Here is a 21,339-nt window from a genome sequence, read left to right on the forward strand (position 1 = left end):
ACGCTTTTTTGACTTGGCGTGATCTAGTTTCCCCACTTCTTTGGTTCAGTTGCCTACGTCTATGTCGCCTTTCAAGGGTCAAACCGGTATCAAACGTATCTTCAATGCTGGGGGCTATTCCCTGGATGGCCTGCGTGCGGCTTTCACCGGCGAGGCGGCGTTCCGCCAGTTGGTGTTGCTCAACGTGATCCTGATCCCATTGAGCTTCTTCCTGAATGTGAGCCGGGTCGAGCGTGCGTTGCTCATCGCCGTGTGCCTGCTGGCGTTGATCGTCGAGTTGCTCAACTCGGCAGTCGAAGCGGCAATCGACCGCATTTCCCTTGACCGCCACCCGCTGTCGAAAAACGCCAAGGACATGGGCAGCGCCGCGCAATTCGTTGCGCTGACCATGATCACCCTGGTCTGGGCCGTGATCCTGATCTAACCCTCAGGCAATGCTCGGCAGCACGATCTCGTCGCTGCGCTGAACCCCGGCGGTGAAGGCGCGGCACAGTTCCAGGAACTCGCGCATCGCCGAGGTCTGGTACTTCTGCTTATGCCAGATGAAGTAGAACTGCCGGGCCAGGTCCAGGTCCGGAGTTTCCACCGGTACCAGGCTGCCACGCCGGAATGCGTCGCGCAGGGCCAGTCGTGAAATACAGCCAATCCCCAGCCCCGACTCCACCGCGCGCTTGATTGCTTCGGTGTGCTCCAACTCCAGGCGAATATTCAGCGCACTGCGGTGATGGCGCATGGCTTGGTCAAAGGTCAGGCGTGTGCCTGAGCCTTGTTCCCGCAGGATCCACGCCTCATGGGTCAACTCGTCCATGGTTGCCACGCCGCGCTTGGCTAAATGATGTTGCGGCGCGCAGAACACGACCAGTTCATCCTCCACCCAGGTTTGCACCTCGATATCCGGGTGGCTGCAGTCGCCTTCGATTAGACCTAGGTCAATTTCGTAGTGCGCCACCTGATGCACGATATGCGCAGTGTTCTGCACATGCAGTTTCACCTGGCTCTCGGGGTGTTGCTGCATGAAGCTGCCGATCAGCAACGTTGCCAGGTAATTGCCGATGGTGAGGGTGGCGCCGACCGCCAGGGAACCGAAGCCGGACTTGCCGTTGAGCAGGTCCTCGATCTCCTTGGCCTGGTCCAACAGCGCCACTGCCTGGGGCAATAGCTGATGACCGAGGGCGTTGAGGCTCAGGCGTTTGCCCGCGCGGTCGAATAATTGGCAGCTGGATTGGCGCTCCAGCTCGGTGATCGAGGTGCTGGCGGCGGATTGAGATAAGGCCAGAAGGCCAGCAGCGCGTGAGACGCTTTCCTGCTGGGCGACGGCGACGAAGACTTGCAGTTGACGGAGAGTAAATCGCATATCGATATAACCGATAACCCTTATCTTAATAATCCAGTTAACAGATATTGTCGCCGCCATTAGAATGCTGTGCAATTGCGCAACTACATTTGGCGCAGACCCATTTCCAGGAGTCCCCCGTACATGAGCAACATGAACCACGAGCGTGTCCTCAGTGTTCATCACTGGAACGACACTCTGTTCAGCTTCAAGTGCACCCGCGATCCGGGCCTGCGCTTCGAGAACGGTCAGTTCGTGATGATCGGCCTGCAACAGCCCAACGGCCGCCCGCTCATGCGCGCTTACTCCATTGCCAGCCCGAACTGGGAAGAGCATCTGGAGTTCTTCAGCATCAAGGTGCCGGATGGCCCGCTGACTTCCCAATTGCAGCACTTGAAGGAAGGCGACGAGATCATCATCAGCAAAAAACCGACGGGCACCCTGGTGCTTGACGATTTGAAACCGGGCAAACACCTGTACCTGCTCAGCACCGGTACTGGCCTGGCGCCGTTCATGAGCGTGATCCAGGACCCGGAAACCTACGAGCGCTTTGAAAAGGTGATCCTGTGCCACGGCGTGCGTTACGTCAACGAAGTCGCCTACCGCGAATTCATCACCGAGCACCTGCCGCAGAACGAATTCTTCGGCGAGGCCCTGCGTGACAAGTTGATCTACTACCCGACCGTGACCCGCGAGCCGTTCGAAAACGAAGGCCGCCTGACCGACCTGATGCGCAGCGGCAAGCTGTTCAGCGACATCGGCCTGCCACCGATCAACCCCGAGGACGACCGCGCCATGCTGTGCGGTAGCCCAAGCATGCTGGACGAAACCAGCGAAGTGTTGAACAGCTTCGGCCTGAAAGTTTCGCCACGGATGCGTGAGCCGGGTGATTACTTGATCGAGCGTGCGTTCGTCGAGAAGTAATGCTGGGTCAGTAACAACACTGATCAAAAAAATGTGGGAGCGGGCTTGCTCGCGAAAGCGGAGTGTCAGTCGACAGAGTTATGGACTGATACACCAATTTCGCGAGCAAGCCCGCTCCCACATTTTGTTTCCGGTTTCTTCAGTGGGCTGGGAGTACTTCCAGTACACAAATCACCCCAGGCTCGGGATAGTGCCAACGCACATCCACATCCCAGAACTGCGCGCCATATTCCCGCTCCGGCCCCGGCGTCTGATAAGCCGGCCGTGGATCCTGTGCCAGGCACTGATCAATCAGTTCCACCAGTGGCTCGCCCAGGCGCTGCGCATGGCCTTGTGCCTGTTGCAGGGCGGTCTTCAGCCACTGCACTGGAATCAGCTGCGGCGCGGCGCTCGCGATGTCGTTGGTCGCCGTGTCGACCATGTCGGCATACGGCACATACGGCTTGATATCCAGCACCGGTGTGCCATCGAGCAGATCAATCCCGGAGATCCACAGCCGTCCCGGCTCCACTTTGTCCAACTTCACCACTGACTGGCCAATGCCATTCGGGCGATGGGTCGCACGGGTAGCAAACACGCCCATGGAGGTGTTGCCGCCCAGGCGGGGTGGGCGCACTTTCAGGCGTGGCTTGTCTTCCAGCGCCTGATGGAACAGGAACAACAGCCACACATGGCTGACCTGCTCCAGGCCCTGTACGGCCTCGCCGCCGTCGAACGGCGCCACCAGCTCCAGCACACCACGGGCGGCAGGCGCCAGTTGCGGTTGGCGTGGGATGGCGAACTTCTCCTTGAAACAGGAGCGCACGAAGCCGACGGGCGAGACGTTGTAGCTCATGGCTTAAGCACGCACCCGCAGGGTCAGGCCCTTGAGGAAGTTGCGCAGCAACTGATCGCCACAGGTGCGGTAGTTGGTGTGGCCGAACTTGCGGAACAGCGCGCTCAGTTCAGGCTTGGACACCGGGAACTCGGCGGCCTTGAGGATGGCGTGCATGTCGTCTTCTTTCAGCTCGAAGGCCACGCGCAGCTTCTTGAGGATGATGTTGTTGGTCACCGGGGTCTCGATCGGCTGCGGCGGACGGCTTTCGTCCTTGCCGCGCTTGAAGATCACCAAGCCGTCGAGGAAGTGCGCCATGACTTCATCCGGGCAGAACACGAAGCCTTCCTCCTCGTCTTTCTTGAGGTAGGTCAGCAGGTCGTCCTTGGTCACGTCCATGCCGCCGAGCTTGATGATCTCGACCATCTTGTTGTCGCTGATGTCGAGCATGTAGCGCACGCTGCGCAGTACGTCGTTGTGAATCATGGTGGGCAATCCTGGTATTCAACTGAGGACACCGCGCAAAAGAGGCGGTGTCGAGGAAAGGGTAGCGGCTTAGAACTTCTCTTTGCCGGACAGGTAACGCCATTGGCCAACCGGCACCTTGCCGATGGACACGCCGCCGATGCGGATACGACGGATGGCGACGACTTTGAGGCCAACCGCTTCACAGAACAGCGCGATCACGCCTGGCTGTGGGTTTTTCATCGCAAAACGCAGGCGGTTTTCGTTCTGCCAGCTGGCTTTGACCGCCGGCAGCTCTTTGCCTTTGTAGGTCAGGCCGTGGTTCAGGCGATTGAGGCCGTGGGCAACCATGTCGCCTTCCACTTCCACCACGTACTCCTGCTCGATCTTGGCGGCATCGGCGGTCAACTTGCGCAGGATCTTCCAGTCCTGGGTAAACACCAGCAGGCCGCTGGCCTTGGCTTGCAGGTCGGCGCTGGCGGTGAGGCGCAGGAAGTGGCCCTTGAGCGGGCGCTTGCCGAAGCGGTGTTCTTCCGAGAGGGTGTCGGCGCTGATCGACGCCATGGCCGTTTCGGCATCTACCCCAGCCGGGGCGTGCAGCAGGATGGTCACGGGCTCGGGCGCGGTGGCCTTGGCGTCCGGGTCGAGTTCGACCTTCTGGGTGGTGACCTTGAACTGCGGTTCGTCGATCACTTCACCGTCCACCGAGACCCAGCCGCCTTCGATGAACAGCTCAGCCTCCCGACGGGAGCAACCGACCAGTTCGATAAGGCGTTTGGAGAGGCGTATGGGGTCAGTCATGACAAGGGCCGTAGCAAAAGGGGGCGGCTATTGTACCTGTGTGGGCGCGGTTAATCCCGGCCCCATTTCATTTAGCCTTGACTGGCTTGCTGCTGCACCTGGCGCAAGCGCATATGCAACAACGGATAGGGCTGCCCCAAGCCGTCATGCTCCGTGCGTCCGATCACTTCGAAACCCTGTTTGAAGTAAAAACCCAAGGCCTGGGGGTTTTGTTCGTTGACGTCCAGCTGATCGGCGTTCAGGTGCTCGATCGCATAGCGCAGCAGTTGCCGACCCAGGCCTTCGCCCCGGTGCTTGGGGGCGATGAATAGCATCTCCACCTTGCCCGACGCCACGCCGGCAAACCCGGTGATACGCTGACGCGGGTCTTTGGTGCAGATCAACATCACAGCGTCCAAGTAACGCGTCAGCACCAGGTTCTTCAGCAATACGATGTAACTGTCCGGTAGAAAATCATGGGTGGCACGGACCGAGTCTTCCCAGATTTGTGCCAATTGCGTGTAGTCGCTGGTTTTAGGTGTGTGGATAACCGAATGCTGACGCATGCCCGCTGCCCCTTGCCGATGATTGGCGTCGATGGGCAAAACGATAGACCTAAAAAAGCCCCGCATCTTGTCCAGAGGCGGGGCTTTTTCAGTTTATTTACGGCTTAGTCACGCTTTTCAGCCCACAAGTCGTATTCGTCGGCATCGGTCACGGTGCACCAGACCTTGTCGCCCGGCTTCAACCCGCTGGCATCGTCGATAAACACGTTACCGTCGATTTCCGGCGCATCGAAGAAGCAACGGCCGACTGCACCTTGCTCGTCGACTTCGTCGATCAGCACTTCGATTTCCTTGCCGATGCGCAGTTGCAGGCGCGCCGAGCTGATGGCCTGTTGGTGCGCCATGAAACGCTCCCAACGGTCCTGCTTGACGTCGTCCGGCACCACGGCCAGGTCCAGCAGGTTGGCTGGTGCGCCTTCCACCGGCGAGTACTGGAAGCAGCCGACGCGGTCCAGTTGGGCTTCGGTCAGCCAGTCCAGCAGGTACTGGAAGTCTTCTTCGGTTTCGCCGGGGAAGCCGACGATGAAGGTCGAACGGATGATCAGCTCCGGGCAGATCTCGCGCCAGTTCTTGATGCGCGCCAGGGTCTTGTCTTCGAACGCCGGGCGCTTCATGGCCTTGAGCACTTTCGGGCTGGCGTGCTGGAACGGGATGTCCAGGTACGGCAGGATCTTGCCGGCGGCCATCAGCGGGATCAGCTCGTCCACGTGCGGGTACGGATAAACATAGTGCAGGCGTACCCACACGCCCAGGCTGCTGAGGGCTTCGCACAGTTCGGTCATGCGGGTTTTCACCGGCGCGCCGTTCCAGAAGCCGGTGCGGTACTTCACATCGACGCCGTAGGCGCTGGTGTCCTGGGAGATCACCAGCAGCTCTTTGACGCCGGACTTGACCAGGCGCTGGGCCTCATCGAGCACGTCACCGACCGGACGGCTGACCAACTTGCCGCGCATCGACGGGATGATGCAGAAGCTGCAGCTATGGTTGCAGCCTTCGGAAATCTTCAGGTATGCGTAGTGGCGCGGGGTCAGCTTGATGCCTTGCGGCGGCACCAGGTCGATCAGCGGGTTGTGGTCCTGGCGTGGTGGCACCACTTCGTGCACGGCGTTGACCACCTGCTCGTACTGCTGCGGACCGGTCACCGCCAGCACGCTCGGGTGCACGTTGCGGATATTGCCTTCTTCCACGCCCATGCAGCCGGTCACGATGACCTTGCCGTTTTCCTTGATCGCTTCGCCGATCACTTCCAGGGATTCCGCTTTGGCCGAATCGATGAAGCCGCAGGTGTTGACCACCACCACGTCAGCGTCCTGGTAAGTGGACACAACGTCGTAGCCTTCCATACGCAGTTGCGTAAGGATGCGCTCGGAGTCGACAAGCGCCTTCGGGCAACCCAGGGAAACAAAGCCAACCTTGGGGTTGGCTTTTGCGATGGTGGTGGACATGTCTAACCTCGGTATTGAATGACGCCGCCAGTCGGGCACGACAAGGCTGCGGACGGGCGCTTGGTGCGCCTCTGATCAAAAAGTGCGCAATTCTAGCGACGGGCAACGCACTTGACCAGCTTTATGCAGGGAAATGCGACGAGTGCTGCGCTATGCTTCGCGCCGTTGCGCGTAGGTAATGTCCTAAGGTCAACAAAACGTCTGTTACGAGAAGTAAAACAGCGCATGCTAGGGTCAGCTTAGACGCGTTGTTAATAAAAGACCGCAGGTCAAAGGGCAGGAGTGGTTGATGGGTCACGCGAGTAATCAGGCAGCAGGTGCCGAGCAGTCAAACGCCAAGCCGATTGGCATGCTGGTGGCAGCGGTCGGGGTGGTTTACGGCGATATCGGGACCAGCCCGCTCTACACCCTTAAAGAGGTGTTCAACGGCGGTTATGGGGTTCAGGTCAATCATGACGGCGTGCTGGGGATCCTGGCGCTGATCTTCTGGTCGCTGATCTGGGTGGTGTCGATCAAGTACATGCTGTTCGTGCTGCGCGCCGATAACCAGGGCGAGGGCGGCATCATGGCGCTCACGGCACTGGCACGACGGGCGGCGGGGGAGCGCAAGAAGTTGCGCAGTTTCCTGGTGGTGTGTGGCCTGTGCGGCGCGGCGCTGTTCTACGGCGACAGCATGATCACCCCGGCGATTTCCGTATTGTCTGCAGTTGAGGGCCTGGAACTGGCCTTCGACGGCCTGGAGAAATGGGTCGTGCCCATTGCCTTGGTGGTGCTGGTGGCGCTGTTCCTGATCCAGAAACATGGCACCGACCACATCGGCAAGCTCTTCGGGCCAGTGATGGTGACCTGGTTCCTGGTGCTGGGCGGCCTCGGTGTGTATGGCATCACCCTGCACCCTGAAGTGCTCAGTGCGATGAACCCGATGTGGGCGGTGCGCTTCTTCGAGGCGCATCCTGGCATTGGCGTGGCCATCCTGGGCGCGGTGGTGCTGGCACTGACCGGCGCCGAAGCGCTGTATGCCGACATGGGCCACTTCGGCCGCAAACCCATCGCCCGCGCCTGGTTCATCCTGGTGCTGCCGGCGCTGGTGCTCAATTATTTTGGCCAGGGCGCCATGCTGCTCGGTGACCCGGAAGCCGCGCGCAACCCGTTCTACCTGCTGGCGCCGAGCTGGGCGCTAATCCCGCTGGTGGTGTTGTCCACACTGGCCACGGTGATTGCCTCCCAGGCGGTGATTTCCGGCGCGTTCTCGTTGACGCGCCAGGCGATCCAGCTGGGCTACATCCCGCGCATGCACATTCAGCACACCTCCAGCGCCGAACAGGGCCAGATCTACATCGGCGCGGTGAACTGGTCGCTGATGGTGGGTGTGATCCTACTGGTGCTGGGTTTTGAGTCGTCCAACGCCTTGGCATCGGCCTACGGCGTGGCAGTGACCGGCACCATGCTGATGACTACCATTCTGGTGTCGGCAGTGATGCTGTTGCTGTGGAAATGGCCGCCGATCCTGGCCGTTCCGGTCCTGGTCTGCTGCCTGTTGGTGGACGGTCTGTATTTCGCGGCCAACGTGCCGAAGATCATCCAGGGCGGCGCCTTCCCGGTACTGGCGGGCATCGTGCTGTTTGTGCTGATGACCACCTGGAAGCGCGGCAAGCAGTTGCTGGTGGAGCGTCTCGACGAAGGCGGCCTGCCGCTGCCGATCTTCATCAGCAGCATCCGCGTGCAGCCGCCTCATCGCGTGCAGGGCACCGCCGTGTTCCTCACCGCGCGCCCGGACGCCGTGCCCCACGCGCTGTTGCACAACCTGCTGCACAACCAGGTGTTGCATGAGCAAGTGGTGCTGCTGACGGTGGTCTACGAGGATATTCCCCGCGTACCGGCCGCACGGCGGTTCGAGGTGGATGCCTACGGCGAAGGCTTCTTCCGCGTGATCCTGCACTTCGGTTTCACCGATGAGCCGGACGTGCCAGAGGCGTTGAAGTTGTGTCACCTGGATGACCTGGACTTCAGCCCGATGCGCACCACCTACTTCCTCAGCCGCGAAACGGTCATCGCCTCGCGGATCAAGGGCATGGCCCGTTGGCGCGAAGCCTTGTTCGCCTTTATGTTGAAGAACGCCAACGGCAACCTGCGCTTCTTCAAACTCCCGGTAAACCGGGTGATCGAGCTGGGCACCCAGGTCGAAATGTAAGCTGTTGCAACACGGGGGCCGGCAATCGGCTCCCGCTTTTCGTTCTGAACCCTGTGCAATCCAGCGTTGTCGACTAGGCTCTAAGCACTGTTTGAATAGTGCCCACAGAACCCAGAAGAGGTGCGCCATGAGTCAGCTGCTCGAACCTTATACCCTCCGTCAATTGACCCTGCTCAACCGCATCGCCGTGTCGCCCATGTGCCAATACTCAAGCGTCGATGGCCTGGCTAATGACTGGCACCTGGTACACCTCGGCAGCCGTGCCGTCGGCGGCGCCGGGCTGATTTTCACCGAAGCCACCGCCGTGACTGCCGATGGCCGCATCACCGCCCAGGATCTGGGCTTGTGGCATGACGCACAAATCGAACCGCTGCAACGCATCACACGTTTCATTGCGGCCCAGGGGGCGGTGGCCGGCATCCAATTGGCCCATGCCGGGCGCAAGGCCAGCACTCACCGGCCTTGGATCGGCAAGCACGGCAGCGTCAAACCGGAGGATGGCGGCTGGACGCCGGTAGGGCCATCGCCGATTGCCTTCGACCCTCAGCACACCCAGCCCAAGCCATTGGACGAAGGCCAGATCCAGCAAGTGATCGCCGATTTTGTCGCCGCCGCCAAGCGCGCGTTGACCGCAGGCTTCGAAGTGGTGGAAATCCACGCAGCCCATGGTTACCTGTTGCATCAATTTCTCTCACCCATCAGCAACCAGCGTCAGGACCAGTACGGCGGCTCGTTCGAAAACCGCATTCGCCTGGTGCTGCAAGTGACCCAGGCCGTGCGTGAAGTCTGGCCCCAGGAGCTGCCGTTGTTTGTGCGGGTGTCGGCCACCGATTGGGTGGAAGACGGCTGGAACCCCGATGAAACCGTGGAGCTGGCGCGTCGCCTGAAGGACTTGGGGGTGGACCTGATCGACGTCTCGTCCGGTGGCACTGCCGCCAACGCCGAGATCCCTACCGGCCCCGGTTACCAGACGCGCTTCGCCGAGCGCGTGCGCAAAGAGTCAGGCATGGCCACCGGCACCGTTGGCATGATCACCGAGCCGGCCCAGGCCGAGCACATCCTGCGTACCTGCCAGGCCGATATCATCTTCCTGGCCCGTGAGCTGTTGCGTGACCCCTACTGGCCGCTGCATGCCGACGATGACCTGGGCGGGCGCAAGGCTATTTGGCCGGCGCAGTACCAGCGTGCCACGCACCGCGACCAGCCGATCCATGAGTCTGACTTGAGGGATTAGACCGTTGCACGCCGCACCAGAACCCACCCTGATCCGGTGGGTTTTTTTACGACTGCCCAGTGGGAAATGACTGTAGGTATTTGTTACCGAAGAAAATATTTAAGTGATTACTCTAAAAAAGTCGCACGCTCGGCAAGAAGGTTTCTACGCTTAGGGTAAGTCTGATTTCTGGCCCAGGAAGTCAGTCGGTTTGCTCACTGAGGCATTGCGCTTCATGGGAGGTGGTTATGGGCAACGGGAGTATTTGATGGATATCAGGAGAAGCAGTCCATGGCCAAGTCCTATGGTGTAGCGGGGGTGGTGGCGTCTTTTCTGACCCGCAGGGTGTCTTTGCGTGGTCGAAGGCTGAGTTCGGATGAAGCTGAACTGCTGGCGCAATATCGCGCCCTGACCGAAAACGATCAGGTGGCGATGCGCTATTTGATTGGGGCGATGAAGAGTGTGTCGCGGTTCTGAGCACTTGCAGGAGCTGGCTTGCCAGCTCCTGCAAGGGACGATCAGGTGTACTTACGCTGGTCCGGAGCCGGCGGGAAGTACTGGTACAACCAGGTTTCACTCAAGGTGCGGTCCTGGGTGCGAATGAACAGGCGCAGTTCCACCGGCTCCACGCTGTCGCTGGTCGGGTACCAGTCAAACAGGATGCGGTAGCCCTTGATGTTATCCAGCACCAGCACGCTGAAGTCTTTCACTTCGCCATGGGAGCAGGTCACCACCGGCTCGATCCCGGTGCCCGGTGGCAGGCGATCCAGGCCGCCGCCCTTGAAGTCCACGGCAAAACGGCGCGCCCACACGGGTGGATAGTGCTCGCCCGGTGCCCAACCCTCGGTAAAGCCACCCATGCCTGAACGGGTCGCGTCGACTTGGGCTAGCGGTGTGCTCACCGGTGGCAGGGCGCTCCAGTACAGCTTGTAGCCGTAGTTGAGCGAGTCGCCGGCCGTCACGGGTTTTTTCGGGGTCCAGAAGGCCACGATGTTATCCAGGGTCTCACCGGTGGTAGGAATTTCCAGCAGGTCGATGGAGCCTTCGCCCCACGCAGTGGTCGGTTCGACCCACAGGCTTGGGCGCTTGCTGTACCAGTCCACCGTATCCTGGTAACTGGCGAACTCATGGTCGGTCTGCACCAGGCCGAAGCCTTTCGGGTCTTTGTCGGCAAAGGCGTTGAATTGCAGCTTGGCCGGGTTGTTCAGCGGGCGGCAGATCCACTCGCCGTTGCCACGCCACATGGCCAGGCGGTCCGAATCGTGGATCTGCGGGTGGATGGTGTCGCACATGCGCCGCTCGTGGGTGCCGCAGCTGAACATGCTGGTCATCGGTGCGATGCCCAGTTGTTCGATGGTGGTACGTGCATTGATGTGTGCGTCGATCGCCATCACGACCTGGTTGGCCTGGCAGTCGATATCGAAACGGTAGGCACCCGTGGCGCTCGGGGAGTCGAGCAGGGCGTAGACCACAAAGCGGGTGGCGTTCTTGTCCGGGGTTTCAAACCAGAACTGCGTGAAGTCGGGGAACTCCTCGCGCTTTTTCGCGTAGGTGTCGATGGCCAGGCCGCGGGCCGAAAGACCGTACTGCCCGGTGCTGTCCACCGCGCGGAAGTAGCTGGCGCCGAGAAACGACAGCACATCATGGCGGTCCAGCTCCGGCGCCTTGAACAGCTTGAAGCCCGAGAAACCCAAGTCGCCGGTCAACTGCTTGGTATCGACTGTGGTTTTCTCATAGTTGAACAGCGACGGGCGGAAATGCACTTCACGCGCTTCGCGGGTCTTGGGGTCGACACTGTGCATGCGCACCGGCGTCTTGAAACCCATGCCGACATGGAAGAACTGCACGTCCAGTTGGCCGTTCAACTCCTTCCACAACGAATGATTGCCGTCGTAGCCGATGGCGTTGAAATTCTGCGGGGTCATGGTCGCCAGCGTCGGCGGCAGCACCTGTTTGGTGTCCTTGTAAGCGCTCCCGGCGAGTTGTTTGGCCTGGGCCTTGAGCGATTCGAAATCGAACGCCACGGCCTTGCCATCGGCGGCACGGTTCCCGGCCCAGGCCTGGGCGGCGAGCAGGCCGCTGGCCGACAAACCGGTGTAAGCCGCAATGGCCATGGACGCTTTAAGCAAATTCCTGCGGTGCATAGAGACAACCTGTCGTGAGCAAATCCCGCGCCGTTCCTGGCACGTAGCGGATCAGAAATTACGGTTCGGACATGCCTTCGACCAAACGCAACGGACAATAAACAGACGCCGGATAGCTTAAGCGGTTCGATGACGTAGGAAAATTGATTGATAGCGGGGTGATGGCGTAGCAAGTGCGACAAGACATTTCCAGCGCTGTGGCCGAACACTTTCCTTGAACCTTATGACGATCAAATGTGGGAGCGGGCTTGCTCGCGAATGCGGTGTGTCAGCTGATACATCTTTCACTGATCCACCGTATTCGCGAGCAAGCCCGCTCCCACATTTAGACTGTATTTCAGCTCACTTCACCGACTGCCCGGTAAGCCTCATCAATCGCCGCATGCGCATACGCACTCCACGCCGCGTCCGAGTTGGCGATGCTCACATGCCCCACCGGCTTTTTCGCCAGGTTCATCCACGCTTCGCTCTGGTCCGCATCGTCGAACAAGCTGTTGGAGAAGCTCGCATAACCGTGTGACCAGCGGTTGACAGTGATCGCCAGAATGTCGGTCTCATGGTTGAACCCACCTGGCCCGAGCATGCGTTGCAACTGGTCACGCAACTGCGCTTCCAATTGCTCGAACGTTTGCCCATACAGCTTGCCGCGTCCGGCGCGGGCCTGGTCGCGGGCGTTCATGCCGCTGTTGGGGCTGGTGGGTACGTAGACCATGTGCAAGCCGATCGGCTGCGTCGGGTCGCGCGGGTGGTCGTAGCCGCCCATGCTCACCGGGTAATCCAGCTTGATCCGGCTGTAGGGTTGGGTCGCCGCGTAGATTTCATGCACGCCCAACTTCTGGAACGACTGCCAATTGCGGATCACCACCTTGGTGTACACCAGCGGGTACTTCACGTTCTGGCTCAGGGCTTGGGCTTGGGTTGCGGGCAGGTCTTTCAGCAGATACGGAATCATCATGTTGTAGCAGGCCAGAATGCAACGTTTGCCGCGCACCTGTGCGAGTTGTCCGCCCCGGCTGTAGCCGATATGCACGCTGCTGCCGACGTTACGCACGCTGACTGCCGTGCTGTTCAAGCGCAAGCGCACGGCCGCCTTGGGCTGGTCGAGCTTGGCGTAGTCAAACGCCGCCAGCACGATATCGTCCATGGTGTGCCCTGGCGCCACGCCCGGAATCAGACTGCGCACCAGCAACCGCGCCACCGAGGCATTGCCATCCGGGAAGTGGTAGATGTAGGGCTCTTCCATTTCCGCTGCCGCTTCTTCGCTGATCGGCGCCAGGTTCATCCCGGTAAAGCCTGGGAAACCCACGCTATAAGCGTCAGCAGCAGCGACGGCATCGATGCTCAACGCCATGAAATCATTGGTGCGACTCTGGAAGTACTTCACTGCGCCTTCCGACAATCCTACGTTCTTGAGCAGGAAATCGCGGTAGCTGGTGGTAGCCAGGGTGTCGGCCTTTTCTTCGGCGGTCTTGCCCGGCAGGTAATCCTTGGGCGCGGTGTGCAGTTCGATCAAGGCCTGGCGGTCGGCCGCTGGCAAGGGGAAGTCATTGATGAAGTCGCGGATGGCGCGGGCATTCAACTGGTCCGGTGCAATATCGTCGGCCACCATCGGCGTCGGGTCGCCGGTGACCAGTTTGTCTTCGCCGAAGTTTTCCTTGTCGAAGAACACCCCGCGCGAAAGCCCAAGGCCTGGGTAGAACTGGCGGTCGAAGGCGGTTTCGAAGCGCTTGATGTTCACCCCGAGCTTTTTCAATAACCCGTTCACTGCCTTGCTGTACAGGTGGTTGGGCGACTGGAACGCCTCGCTGCCGCCGTAGCCGATGATCATGCGGCCACCGGCCTGGAATTCGTTGCGCTTGGCGTGACCGCCGAAGTCGTCGTGGTTTTCCAGGATCAGGATCTTCGCCTTGGGGTGCTTCTCGCGGTAAAACCACGCCGCCGACAAACCACTCAGGCCGCCGCCCACGACCACCAGGTCATAGTCCTCGGTGATCGGCAGTGCGTCGGTGTTGAACACCTTCTTTTCCCAGCCCATCTGGTGCGCCACTTCGAACGAGCCGGCATGGCTGCCGCGCAGGCCGGTGAGGGCGGGTGGGTAGTAACGGCCATCGGGAGCGGCTTGCAGGATTTGCAGCGGGGTCATGCCGGCGGCAATGGTGACAGCGACGCCGTTAAGGAAGTCGCGGCGGGTGATATCCATGGGGGATCCTGAAAATTATTGTTATAGGTTCCCGGCACCCAGGGAGGATGCCGGGTTAAATCGTCAGTGCTTGAACATCACATGGCGCACGGTGGTGTAGTCCTCCAGCCCGTACATGGACATGTCCTTGCCATACCCGGATAGTTTCTGACCGCCGTGGGGCATTTCGCTGACAAGCATGAAGTGGGTGTTCACCCAGGTGCAGCCGTACTGCAGGCGTGCGGCCAAGCGGTGGGCGCGTCCTACATCGGCGGTCCACACGGATGACGCCAGGCCGTAGTCCGAATCATTGGCCCAGCCCAGTACCTGTGCTTCATCGGTGAACTTGGTTACCGAGACCACCGGCCCGAACACCTCTCGGCGCACGATTTCGTCGTCCTGCTGTGCGTCGGCCAATACCGTCGGTTCGAAGAAGAAACCATTGCCTTCCACGGCCTTGCCCCCGGTGACCAGGCGAATGTGCGACTGCGCCACGGCGCGTTCGACAAACCCGGCGACACGGTCGCGATGCTGCGCGGTAATCAATGGGCCCAATTCGGTAGCCGGATCATCCTGCAAGCCGTACTGGATGCTGGCGACCGCCGCACCGAGTTTCTCGACAAACGCATCGTAGATATCCGCCTGCGCATAAATCCGGCAGGCCGCCGTGCAATCCTGGCCGGCGTTGTAGAAGCCAAAAGTACGAATACCTTCCACGGCGGCGTCGATGTCCGCGTCGTTGAAGATGATCACGGGCGCCTTGCCACCCAACTCCATGTGCATGCGCTTCACGCTGTCGGCGGTGCTAGAGATGATGTTTGCGCCGGTGGCGATGGAGCCGGTCAACGACACCATGCGCACTTTCGGGTGGTTCACCAGCGGGCTACCGACGGTTGGCCCACGGCCGAATACCAGGTTGAGCACACCGGCCGGGAAGATTTCAGCGGCCAGTTCGACCATGCGCAGGGCGGTCAACGGGGTTTGCTCCGACGGCTTGAGCACCACGGTATTACCGGCGGCGAGGGCCGGGGCGATTTTCCAGGCGACCATCATCAGCGGGTAGTTCCATGGTGCGATGGACGCAATCACCCCCACCGGGTCGCGGCGGATCATCGAGGTATGGCCAGGCAGGTATTCACCGCCGGCCGAGCCGCTCATGCAACGGCTGGCGCCGGCAAAGAAGCGGAATACGTCGGCAATTGCCGGGATCTCATCGTTCAAGGCGGCGCTGTAGGGTTTGCCGCAGTTGTCCGATTCCAGCTTGGCCAGCTCTTCGCCGTGGGCTTCGATCACGTCTGCCAGTTTCAGCAGCAGCAGCGAACGGTCCTTGGGCGCGGTCTGCGACCAGCTTTCGAAAGCCGCATCGGCTGCGCGCACGGCGGCGTCGACCTGGGCTTCGCTGGCTTCGTTGATTTCCACCAGCACGCGGCCGAGCGCCGGGTTGAATACCGCCTGGGCCGGGCCTTCGCCCTCGACCAGTTGGCCATTGATCAGCAGTTTGGTTTGCATCGCCATGTCCTCTTCAAACAATTATTTACCGCCACTACCGGCCACGCTTTCACCGCCGCGCGTCAGGTAATAGGCACCGAGAATCGGGAACATCGTTACCAGCATCACCAGCATCGCGACCACGTTGGTCACCGGCACATCCCGTGGGCGGCTCAGTTGGTTGAGCAGCCACAACGGCAAGGTGCGTTCGTGGCCGGCGGTGAAGGTGGTGACGATGATTTCGTCGAACGACAGCGCAAAGGCGAGCATGCCGCCGGCCAGCAGCGCCGAGCCCAGGTTGGGCATGATGATGTAGCGGAAGGTCTGCCAGCCGTCGGCGCCCAGGTCCATCGAGGCTTCGATCAGGCTGTGGGAGGTACGGCGCAGGCGGGCGATGACGTTGTTGTAGACGATCACCACGCAGAAGGTCGCGTGGCCGACGATGATGGTGAACATCCCCGGCTCGATGCCCAGCGTCTTGAACGTCGCCAGCAACGCGATACCGGTGATGATCCCCGGCAGCGCAATCGGCAGGATCAGCATCAACGACACACCTTGCTTGCCAAAGAACTCACGGCGATACAGCGCCGCCGAGGCCAGGGTGCCGAGCACCATGGCGATCAGGGTAGCGATGGCCGCAATCTGCAACGACAGCTTGATCGCTTCCAGCACATCCGGCCGGGCGAAGGCCACGCTGAACCACTTCAACGTGAAGCCCTGTGGCGGGAAGCTGAACGCCGCTTCTTCTGTGTTGAAGGCGTAGAGGAAGATGATCAGGATCGGGAAGTGGAGAAAAACCAGTCCACCCCAAGCTGCGATCTTCAGACCCATGGAAGATTTTTCAGAGTGCATCGAAGGCCCCCAGGCGTTTGACGATGGACAGGTAAACCGCGATCAGCACGATCGGCACCAGGGTGAACGCCGCCGCCATGGGCATGTTGCCGATGGCGCCTTGCTGGGCGTAGACCATGCCGCCGACGAAGTAACCCGGCGGCCCTACAAGCTGCGGCACGATGAAGTCGCCCAGGGTCAGCGAGAAGGTGAAGATCGAACCGGCGGCAATCCCCGGAATCGACAGCGGCAAGATCACCTGCATGAAGGTCTGGCGCGGCTTGGCGCCCAAATCCGCCGAGGCTTGCAGCAATGAGGGCGGCAAACGCTCCAGTGACGCCTGGATCGGCAGGATCATGAACGGCAGCCAGATATAGACGAACACCATGAAGCGCCCCAGGTGCGAGGTGCTCAAGGTGCTGCCGCCCACGCCGGGAATGCCCAGCACGAACTGCAACACCGGCTCCAAACCCAGGTGCTGCACAAACCACTGCGCCACGCCGCCCTTGGCCAGCAGCAAGGTCCAGGCGTAGGCCTTGACGATGTAGCTGGCCCACATCGGCATCATCACCGCAATGTAGAAGAACGCCTTGGTCTTGCCCGTGGTGTAGCGCGCCATGTAGTAGGCGATGGGGAAGGCGACGACGGCACTGGCGATCGACACCACAATCGCCATGCTCAGGGTGCGCACGATGATGTCGAAGTTCGACGGCTGGAACAGCGCGGCGAAGTTGGCCAGGGTCAGGTCCGGGGTGACCGCCATGGTGAAGTCGTCAAACGTATAGAAACCTTGCCACAGCAGGGTCAGTAACGAGCCGAGGTAGATCGCGCCGAACCAGATCAGCGGCGGCACCAGCAGCATCGCCAGGTAGAGGTTGGGCTTGCGGTACAGCAGGTTGGAAAACCTGCGCATCGGCGGTTGGGAAAGGGCCAGGCTCATGTCACACCTCGCCTGCGATATCGGTCAGCGGCACCATGGCTTCACGGGCCCAGCGCGCGGTGATCGGCTGGCCGACTTGATGGCCGCTGCTGATATCCAGCCACTGGTTGTTGGCCTGGCTGATATTCAGGGCCTGGCCGTTTTCCAGCTTCAGTTCATAGCGGGTGGCGCTGCCCTGGTACTGGATGTCGTGGAGCAAACCGCTGATTTCCACTTCGCCAGCGCCCGGCGGGCCTTCGGCAAAGCGCACATGTTCCGGGCGGATCGAGAAGGGCTGTGGGTTGCCGCTTAGACGCTGGGCCAGCTCGCCACGAATCACGTTGGAGGTGCCGACGAACTCAGCGACGAACGACGTGGCCGGTTTCATATAGAGGTTGCGCGGGGTGTCGACCTGCTCGATGCGGCCTTTGTTGAACACGGCGACGCGGTCGGACATCGACAGCGCTTCGGTCTGGTCGTGGGTCACGAAGATAAAGGTGATGCCCAACTGGCGTTGCAGCTTTTTCAGCTCGCTTTGCATCTGCTCGCGCAGCTTGAGGTCGAGGGCACCCAGGGGTTCGTCCAGCAGCAACACCCGTGGACGATTGACCAGGGCACGGGCCAGGGCGACCCGTTGACGTTGCCCGCCGGACAGTTGCACCGGCTTGCGGTCGCCGTAGCCGCCGAGGGCGACCATGGCCAGGGCTTCTTCGGCACGGTTCAGGCGTTCCGCCTTGCCCACGCCCTTGACCTTGAGGCCGTAGGCCACGTTATCGCGCACATTCATATGGGGGAACAGCGCGTAATCCTGGAACACGGTGTTCACATCGCGCTGATACGGCGGCAGGCCGGCGGCTTCCTCGCCATGGATACGGATCGAGCCTGCGCTCGGCTGCTCGAACCCGGCGATCAGGCGCAGGCAGGTGGTCTTGCCCGAGCCGGAAGGGCCGAGCATGGAAAAGAACTCGCCGTCCTGGATGTCGATGGAAACCCGGTCAACGGCTTTCACTTCGCCGAACTGACGGGAAACGTGGGTGAATTGGACTGCAAGCGTCATGGTGCGGTGCTCCAAAAAGGCGCGGGTCGTCGCAGCGGCCCGGCCTGGACTTCTGAAAAAACGAGGATGCATGGGTGCTGCGCTGAAACGGTCAAAATCGGGCTTTTGTGGTGAGCGGGCTTGCCCCGCGCAGGGCAAGCCTGCTCACCACAAGAAGCAGTCTCTGCAGGGATCCTTAGCGGCCGCCCATGATCGCAATGTAATCCTGGGTCCAGCGGCTGTACGGCACGAACTTGCCGCCTTCAGCCTGCGGGGTTTTCCAGAAGGCGATCTTGTCGAACTGGTCGAAACCGTTGGTCTTGCAGCCTTCGGCGCCGAGCAACTCGCTTTCCTTACACGCCGCAGGCACTGCCGGCAGCGAACCAAACCAGGCGGCAACGTCGCCCTGGACCTTCGGCTGCAGCGACCAGTCCATCCACTTGTAGGCGCAGTTCGGGTGCTTGGCCTCGCTGTGCAACATGGTGGTGTCGGCCCAGCCGGTGGCGCCTTCCTTTGGAATGGTCGAGGCAATCGGCTGTTTCTCGTTCTGCAGGCCGTTGACCTGATACGGCCAGGCGCTGGAGGCCACTACGCCTTCATTCTTGAAGTCACTCATTTGCACGGTGGTGTCGTGCCAGTAACGGTGGATCAGCGGTTGTTGCGCGCGCAGCAATTCGAGCACGGCCTTGTACTGGGTTTCAGTCAGTTCATAGGGGTTCTGGATGCCCAGTTCCGGCTGGGTCGACTTGAGGTACAGCGCCGCGTCCGCGATGTAGATCGGGCCGTCATACGCCTGCACGCGACCTTTGTTCGGCTTGCCGTCCGGCAGGTTCTGCGCTTCGAACAGCACATTCCAGCTGGTGGGCGCGGTCTTGAACACGTTGGTGTTGTACATCAACACGTTCGGGCCCCACTGGTACGGAGTGCCATAGGTTTGCTGGCCGACCACATACCACGGCGCATCTTTCAGGCGCGGGTCGATGTTCTTCCAGTTGGGGATCAGCGAGGTGTTGATCGGCTGCACACGCTTGCCGACGATCAACCGCAACGACGCATCGCCCGACGCGGTGACCAGGTCATACCCGCCCTTGGCCATCAGGCTGACCATTTCGTCAGAGGTGGCGGCGGTTTTCACGTTGACCTTGCAGCCGGTTTCCTTCTCGAAACCGCTGACCCAGTCGTAGGCCTTGTCGCTTTCGCCACGTTCGATGTAACCGGGCCAGGCGACGATATCCAACTGGCCTTCACCGGCGCCCACCGCTTTGAGCGGTTCGGCGGCCTGGAGGCTGGCGCTGGCCAGCAGCGCGGTGGTCAGGGCACTGAGCAGTGCGGTCTTGTGCGCAGACATGGGGGTTCCCTCTTCTTTAATTATGGTCGGGGCAGTGTTTGAAGCCGGTAACGCAACAGCTTAGTTGTTGTTTTAAAGATGCTGGCCGTGGCGCGCCATGATGTGGCGCACCACGCTGTAGTCCTGCAGCGAATCGCTGGACAGATCCTTCCCATACCCCGAGCGCTTCAAGCCGCCGTGGGGCATTTCGCTGACCAGCATGAAATGGCTGTTGATCCAGGTGCAGCCGTATTGCAGGCGCGCCGCCACCTGCATGGCCTTGTCCAGGTTCTGGGTCCACACCGAGGAGGCCAGGCCGTATTCGGAGTCGTTGGCCCAGTCCACCGCCTGTTCCAGCTCATCGAAGCGGGTCACGGTGACCACCGGGCCGAACACTTCGCGCTGCACGATTTCATCGTTCTGTTTACAGCCGGCGAGCAAGGTCGGCTGGTAATAGAAGCCCGCGCCGGAATGCACGGCGGCGCCGGTGATGCGTTCGATATGCGGCTGGCCGAGGGCGCGCTCGACAAAACTGGCGACGCGGTCACGCTGGCGCGTGCTGATCAGCGGGCCGAGTTCATTGTCGGCATCGCGCTTGCCGGCAAAACGCAGGCTGCTGACCGCCGCGCCCAGCTCAGCCACCAGTTTGTCGTGGATCCCGGCCTGGGCGTAGATGCGGCACGCGGCGGTGCAGTCCTGGCCGGCGTTGTAATAGCCGTAGGCGCGCACGCCTTCGACCACAGCTTGCAGGTCGGCGTCGTTGCACACGATCACCGGCGCCTTGCCGCCCAATTCCAGGTGTGTGCGCTTGAGGGTTTTGGAGGCGGCTTGCAGGATTTTCTGCCCGGTGACGATATCGCCGGTCAGCGAGACCATGCGCACCTTGGGGTGACTGACCAAGTGACTGCCGACGCCTTCGCCGCCGCCACACAGAATGTTGATCACACCACGTGGCAGCACCTCTTTAAGCACGGGGGCCAGGGCCAGGATCGACAGCGGCGTATGTTCCGACGGCTTGAACACCAGGGTATTACCGGCGGCCAGGGCTGGGGCGATCTTCCACGCGGCCATCATCAACGGGTAGTTCCACGGCGCAATCGAGGCCACCACGCCAATCGGATCGCGACGCACCATGCTGGTGTAGCCCGGCAAGTATTCACCGCTCAACTGCCCGGTCTGGCAACGCACAGCCCCGGCGAAGAAGCGGAATACATCGACGGTGGCGCTCAAGTCATCCTGGCGGGCCAAGTGCAATGGCTTGCCGCAGTTCAGGGATTCCAGGCGGGCCAGGTAATCCGCTTGTTTTTCGATGGCCTCGGCAATGCCCAACAGGATGTTGGAGCGCTGCTGCGGCGTGGTGCGCGACCAGCCTGCAAAGGCGCGGTGGGCGGCAAGGATCGCGGTTTCGACCTGCTCGGTGCTGGCTTCGGCGATCTGGGTGAGCACTTCACCGGTGGCCGGGTTGAGGATCGGCTCGGCAAAACCCTGGCCCTGGACCAGTTCGCCGTCGATCAGCAACGCAGTGAGCAGCGGGGTGGGCGCGCCGGACATTTTTCGCGATCTCTTTTCTTGTGTGGCCATGGGCGTTCTCTTACAAGGCGCCTGACCTTCTCTTATGGGATGAACAGAGACTAGAGGTCAGGCGCGAGGTCAACAAATACTAAATACTGAATGCAGCATTCGA

General features: G+C 61.0%; 19 protein-coding genes. 5 read left to right on the top strand and 14 right to left on the bottom strand.

What is annotated here, in order from left to right; genetic code table 11:
• Positions 1 to 61 precede the first annotated feature (61 nt).
• Positions 62 to 424 carry a diacylglycerol kinase gene (locus tag HX812_RS08770; protein WP_003172176.1) on the top strand — a complete coding sequence of 121 codons (363 nt, stop codon included), beginning with the start codon at positions 62 to 64 and terminating at the stop codon, positions 422 to 424.
• A 3-nt stretch (positions 425 to 427) separates the two neighbouring features.
• Here the strand turns inward: HX812_RS08770 and HX812_RS08775 are convergent, their stop codons facing one another.
• Positions 428 to 1,354 (bottom strand): LysR family transcriptional regulator, encoded by a 927-nt coding sequence (locus HX812_RS08775; RefSeq protein WP_003189054.1) that lies wholly within the window; start codon positions 1,352 to 1,354, stop codon positions 428 to 430.
• 123 nt (positions 1,355 to 1,477) lie between these two features.
• Between HX812_RS08775 and fpr the strand changes: the two genes are divergently transcribed.
• Entirely contained in the window at positions 1,478 to 2,257 is a 780-nt protein-coding gene (gene fpr, locus HX812_RS08780; RefSeq protein WP_003189055.1) for a ferredoxin-NADP reductase, read from the top strand.
• A gap of 139 nt (positions 2,258 to 2,396) precedes the next feature.
• On the opposite strand, the gene tsaA is transcribed toward fpr, so the two are convergent.
• From tsaA to rimO, 5 genes are all read right to left on the bottom strand, one after another.
• The gene (gene tsaA / locus HX812_RS08785; RefSeq protein ID WP_038847756.1) at positions 2,397 to 3,092 is read right to left on the bottom strand and encodes a tRNA (N6-threonylcarbamoyladenosine(37)-N6)-methyltransferase TrmO; all 696 of its coding nucleotides are present in this window, start codon (positions 3,090 to 3,092) and stop codon (positions 2,397 to 2,399) included.
• 3 nt (positions 3,093 to 3,095) lie between these two features.
• On the bottom strand, positions 3,096 to 3,557 hold the full coding sequence (locus HX812_RS08790) for a DUF1456 family protein (RefSeq protein WP_032893248.1): 462 nt from the start codon (positions 3,555 to 3,557) through the stop codon (positions 3,096 to 3,098).
• A 69-nt stretch (positions 3,558 to 3,626) separates the two neighbouring features.
• Complete coding sequence (locus tag HX812_RS08795; RefSeq protein ID WP_038847759.1) at positions 3,627 to 4,337, bottom strand: rRNA pseudouridine synthase; 711 nt, start codon at positions 4,335 to 4,337, stop codon at positions 3,627 to 3,629.
• Between the two features lie 71 nt (positions 4,338 to 4,408).
• Positions 4,409 to 4,882, bottom strand: coding sequence for a GNAT family N-acetyltransferase (locus tag HX812_RS08800; protein WP_038847761.1), 474 nt, complete (start codon positions 4,880 to 4,882; stop codon positions 4,409 to 4,411).
• Positions 4,883 to 4,986: 104 nt separating this feature from the next.
• Positions 4,987 to 6,327: a 30S ribosomal protein S12 methylthiotransferase RimO gene (rimO, locus tag HX812_RS08805; protein WP_003231334.1), complete on the bottom strand. Its 1,341-nt coding sequence runs from the start codon at positions 6,325 to 6,327 to the stop codon at positions 4,987 to 4,989.
• A gap of 289 nt (positions 6,328 to 6,616) precedes the next feature.
• On the opposite strand from rimO, the gene HX812_RS08810 reads away from it, so the two are divergent.
• The 3 genes from HX812_RS08810 to HX812_RS08820 all read left to right on the top strand — a co-directional run bounded on the left by HX812_RS08810 (position 6,617) and on the right by HX812_RS08820 (position 10,208).
• Positions 6,617 to 8,518 (top strand): potassium transporter Kup, encoded by a 1,902-nt coding sequence (locus tag HX812_RS08810; protein ID WP_038847763.1) that lies wholly within the window; start codon positions 6,617 to 6,619, stop codon positions 8,516 to 8,518.
• Positions 8,519 to 8,645: 127 nt separating this feature from the next.
• Positions 8,646 to 9,752, top strand: coding sequence for an NADH:flavin oxidoreductase/NADH oxidase (locus HX812_RS08815; protein WP_038847765.1), 1,107 nt, complete (start codon positions 8,646 to 8,648; stop codon positions 9,750 to 9,752).
• 270 nt (positions 9,753 to 10,022) lie between these two features.
• On the top strand, positions 10,023 to 10,208 hold the full coding sequence (locus tag HX812_RS08820; protein ID WP_038847769.1) for a hypothetical protein: 186 nt from the start codon (positions 10,023 to 10,025) through the stop codon (positions 10,206 to 10,208).
• A gap of 41 nt (positions 10,209 to 10,249) precedes the next feature.
• On the opposite strand, the gene HX812_RS08825 is transcribed toward HX812_RS08820, so the two are convergent.
• From HX812_RS08825 to HX812_RS08860, 8 genes are all read right to left on the bottom strand, one after another.
• Positions 10,250 to 11,875 carry a glucan biosynthesis protein D gene (locus tag HX812_RS08825; protein WP_038847770.1) on the bottom strand — a complete coding sequence of 542 codons (1,626 nt, stop codon included), beginning with the start codon at positions 11,873 to 11,875 and terminating at the stop codon, positions 10,250 to 10,252.
• Between the two features lie 337 nt (positions 11,876 to 12,212).
• Positions 12,213 to 14,075, bottom strand: a complete 1,863-nt coding sequence (locus HX812_RS08830; protein ID WP_038849300.1) for an FAD/NAD(P)-binding protein — start codon at positions 14,073 to 14,075, stop codon at positions 12,213 to 12,215.
• Between the two features lie 63 nt (positions 14,076 to 14,138).
• Entirely contained in the window at positions 14,139 to 15,563 is a 1,425-nt protein-coding gene (locus tag HX812_RS08835; protein ID WP_038849307.1) for a gamma-aminobutyraldehyde dehydrogenase, read from the bottom strand.
• A 21-nt stretch (positions 15,564 to 15,584) separates the two neighbouring features.
• On the bottom strand, positions 15,585 to 16,394 hold the full coding sequence (locus tag HX812_RS08840; protein ID WP_012722540.1) for an ABC transporter permease: 810 nt from the start codon (positions 16,392 to 16,394) through the stop codon (positions 15,585 to 15,587).
• Positions 16,384 to 17,313 (bottom strand): ABC transporter permease, encoded by a 930-nt coding sequence (locus HX812_RS08845; RefSeq protein ID WP_016977918.1) that lies wholly within the window; start codon positions 17,311 to 17,313, stop codon positions 16,384 to 16,386. The genes HX812_RS08840 and HX812_RS08845 overlap by 11 nt, the downstream gene beginning before the upstream one ends.
• A 1-nt stretch (position 17,314) precedes the next feature.
• Positions 17,315 to 18,349 carry an ABC transporter ATP-binding protein gene (locus tag HX812_RS08850; RefSeq protein WP_038849298.1) on the bottom strand — a complete coding sequence of 345 codons (1,035 nt, stop codon included), beginning with the start codon at positions 18,347 to 18,349 and terminating at the stop codon, positions 17,315 to 17,317.
• A 175-nt stretch (positions 18,350 to 18,524) separates the two neighbouring features.
• Positions 18,525 to 19,676, bottom strand: a complete 1,152-nt coding sequence (gene ydcS, locus HX812_RS08855) for a putative ABC transporter substrate-binding protein YdcS (RefSeq protein WP_038849295.1) — start codon at positions 19,674 to 19,676, stop codon at positions 18,525 to 18,527.
• Positions 19,677 to 19,748: 72 nt separating this feature from the next.
• Positions 19,749 to 21,206, bottom strand: a complete 1,458-nt coding sequence (locus tag HX812_RS08860; RefSeq protein WP_038849293.1) for a gamma-aminobutyraldehyde dehydrogenase — start codon at positions 21,204 to 21,206, stop codon at positions 19,749 to 19,751.
• Positions 21,207 to 21,339: the final 133 nt, after the last annotated feature.

The organism is Pseudomonas sp. IPO3749, from assembly GCF_013386605.1.
In the GTDB taxonomy this organism is placed as follows: Bacteria; Pseudomonadota; Gammaproteobacteria; order Pseudomonadales; family Pseudomonadaceae; genus Aquipseudomonas; species Aquipseudomonas azotoformans_A.

What these genes read in the sequence shown, in the direction of transcription:
- ydcS (WP_038849295.1), bottom strand. Translation starts at nt 19,676, where the DNA reads ATGTCTGCGCACAAGACCGCACTGCTCAGTGCCCTGACCACCGCGCTG.
- HX812_RS08830 (WP_038849300.1), bottom strand. Translation starts at nt 14,075, where the DNA reads ATGGATATCACCCGCCGCGACTTCCTTAACGGCGTCGCTGTCACCATT.
- tsaA (WP_038847756.1), bottom strand. Translation starts at nt 3,092, where the DNA reads ATGAGCTACAACGTCTCGCCCGTCGGCTTCGTGCGCTCCTGTTTCAAG.
- HX812_RS08820 (WP_038847769.1), top strand. Translation starts at nt 10,023, where the DNA reads ATGGCCAAGTCCTATGGTGTAGCGGGGGTGGTGGCGTCTTTTCTGACC.
- HX812_RS08815 (WP_038847765.1), top strand. Translation starts at nt 8,646, where the DNA reads ATGAGTCAGCTGCTCGAACCTTATACCCTCCGTCAATTGACCCTGCTC.
- HX812_RS08795 (WP_038847759.1), bottom strand. Translation starts at nt 4,337, where the DNA reads ATGACTGACCCCATACGCCTCTCCAAACGCCTTATCGAACTGGTCGGT.
- HX812_RS08850 (WP_038849298.1), bottom strand. Translation starts at nt 18,349, where the DNA reads ATGACGCTTGCAGTCCAATTCACCCACGTTTCCCGTCAGTTCGGCGAA.
- HX812_RS08845 (WP_016977918.1), bottom strand. Translation starts at nt 17,313, where the DNA reads ATGAGCCTGGCCCTTTCCCAACCGCCGATGCGCAGGTTTTCCAACCTG.
- HX812_RS08810 (WP_038847763.1), top strand. Translation starts at nt 6,617, where the DNA reads ATGGGTCACGCGAGTAATCAGGCAGCAGGTGCCGAGCAGTCAAACGCC.
- HX812_RS08790 (WP_032893248.1), bottom strand. Translation starts at nt 3,557, where the DNA reads ATGATTCACAACGACGTACTGCGCAGCGTGCGCTACATGCTCGACATC.
- HX812_RS08825 (WP_038847770.1), bottom strand. Translation starts at nt 11,875, where the DNA reads ATGCACCGCAGGAATTTGCTTAAAGCGTCCATGGCCATTGCGGCTTAC.
- HX812_RS08800 (WP_038847761.1), bottom strand. Translation starts at nt 4,882, where the DNA reads ATGCGTCAGCATTCGGTTATCCACACACCTAAAACCAGCGACTACACG.
- HX812_RS08840 (WP_012722540.1), bottom strand. Translation starts at nt 16,394, where the DNA reads ATGCACTCTGAAAAATCTTCCATGGGTCTGAAGATCGCAGCTTGGGGT.
- HX812_RS08860 (WP_038849293.1), bottom strand. Translation starts at nt 21,206, where the DNA reads ATGTCCGGCGCGCCCACCCCGCTGCTCACTGCGTTGCTGATCGACGGC.
- HX812_RS08770 (WP_003172176.1), top strand. Translation starts at nt 62, where the DNA reads ATGTCGCCTTTCAAGGGTCAAACCGGTATCAAACGTATCTTCAATGCT.
- rimO (WP_003231334.1), bottom strand. Translation starts at nt 6,327, where the DNA reads ATGTCCACCACCATCGCAAAAGCCAACCCCAAGGTTGGCTTTGTTTCC.
- fpr (WP_003189055.1), top strand. Translation starts at nt 1,478, where the DNA reads ATGAGCAACATGAACCACGAGCGTGTCCTCAGTGTTCATCACTGGAAC.
- HX812_RS08835 (WP_038849307.1), bottom strand. Translation starts at nt 15,563, where the DNA reads ATGCAAACCAAACTGCTGATCAATGGCCAACTGGTCGAGGGCGAAGGC.
- HX812_RS08775 (WP_003189054.1), bottom strand. Translation starts at nt 1,354, where the DNA reads ATGCGATTTACTCTCCGTCAACTGCAAGTCTTCGTCGCCGTCGCCCAG.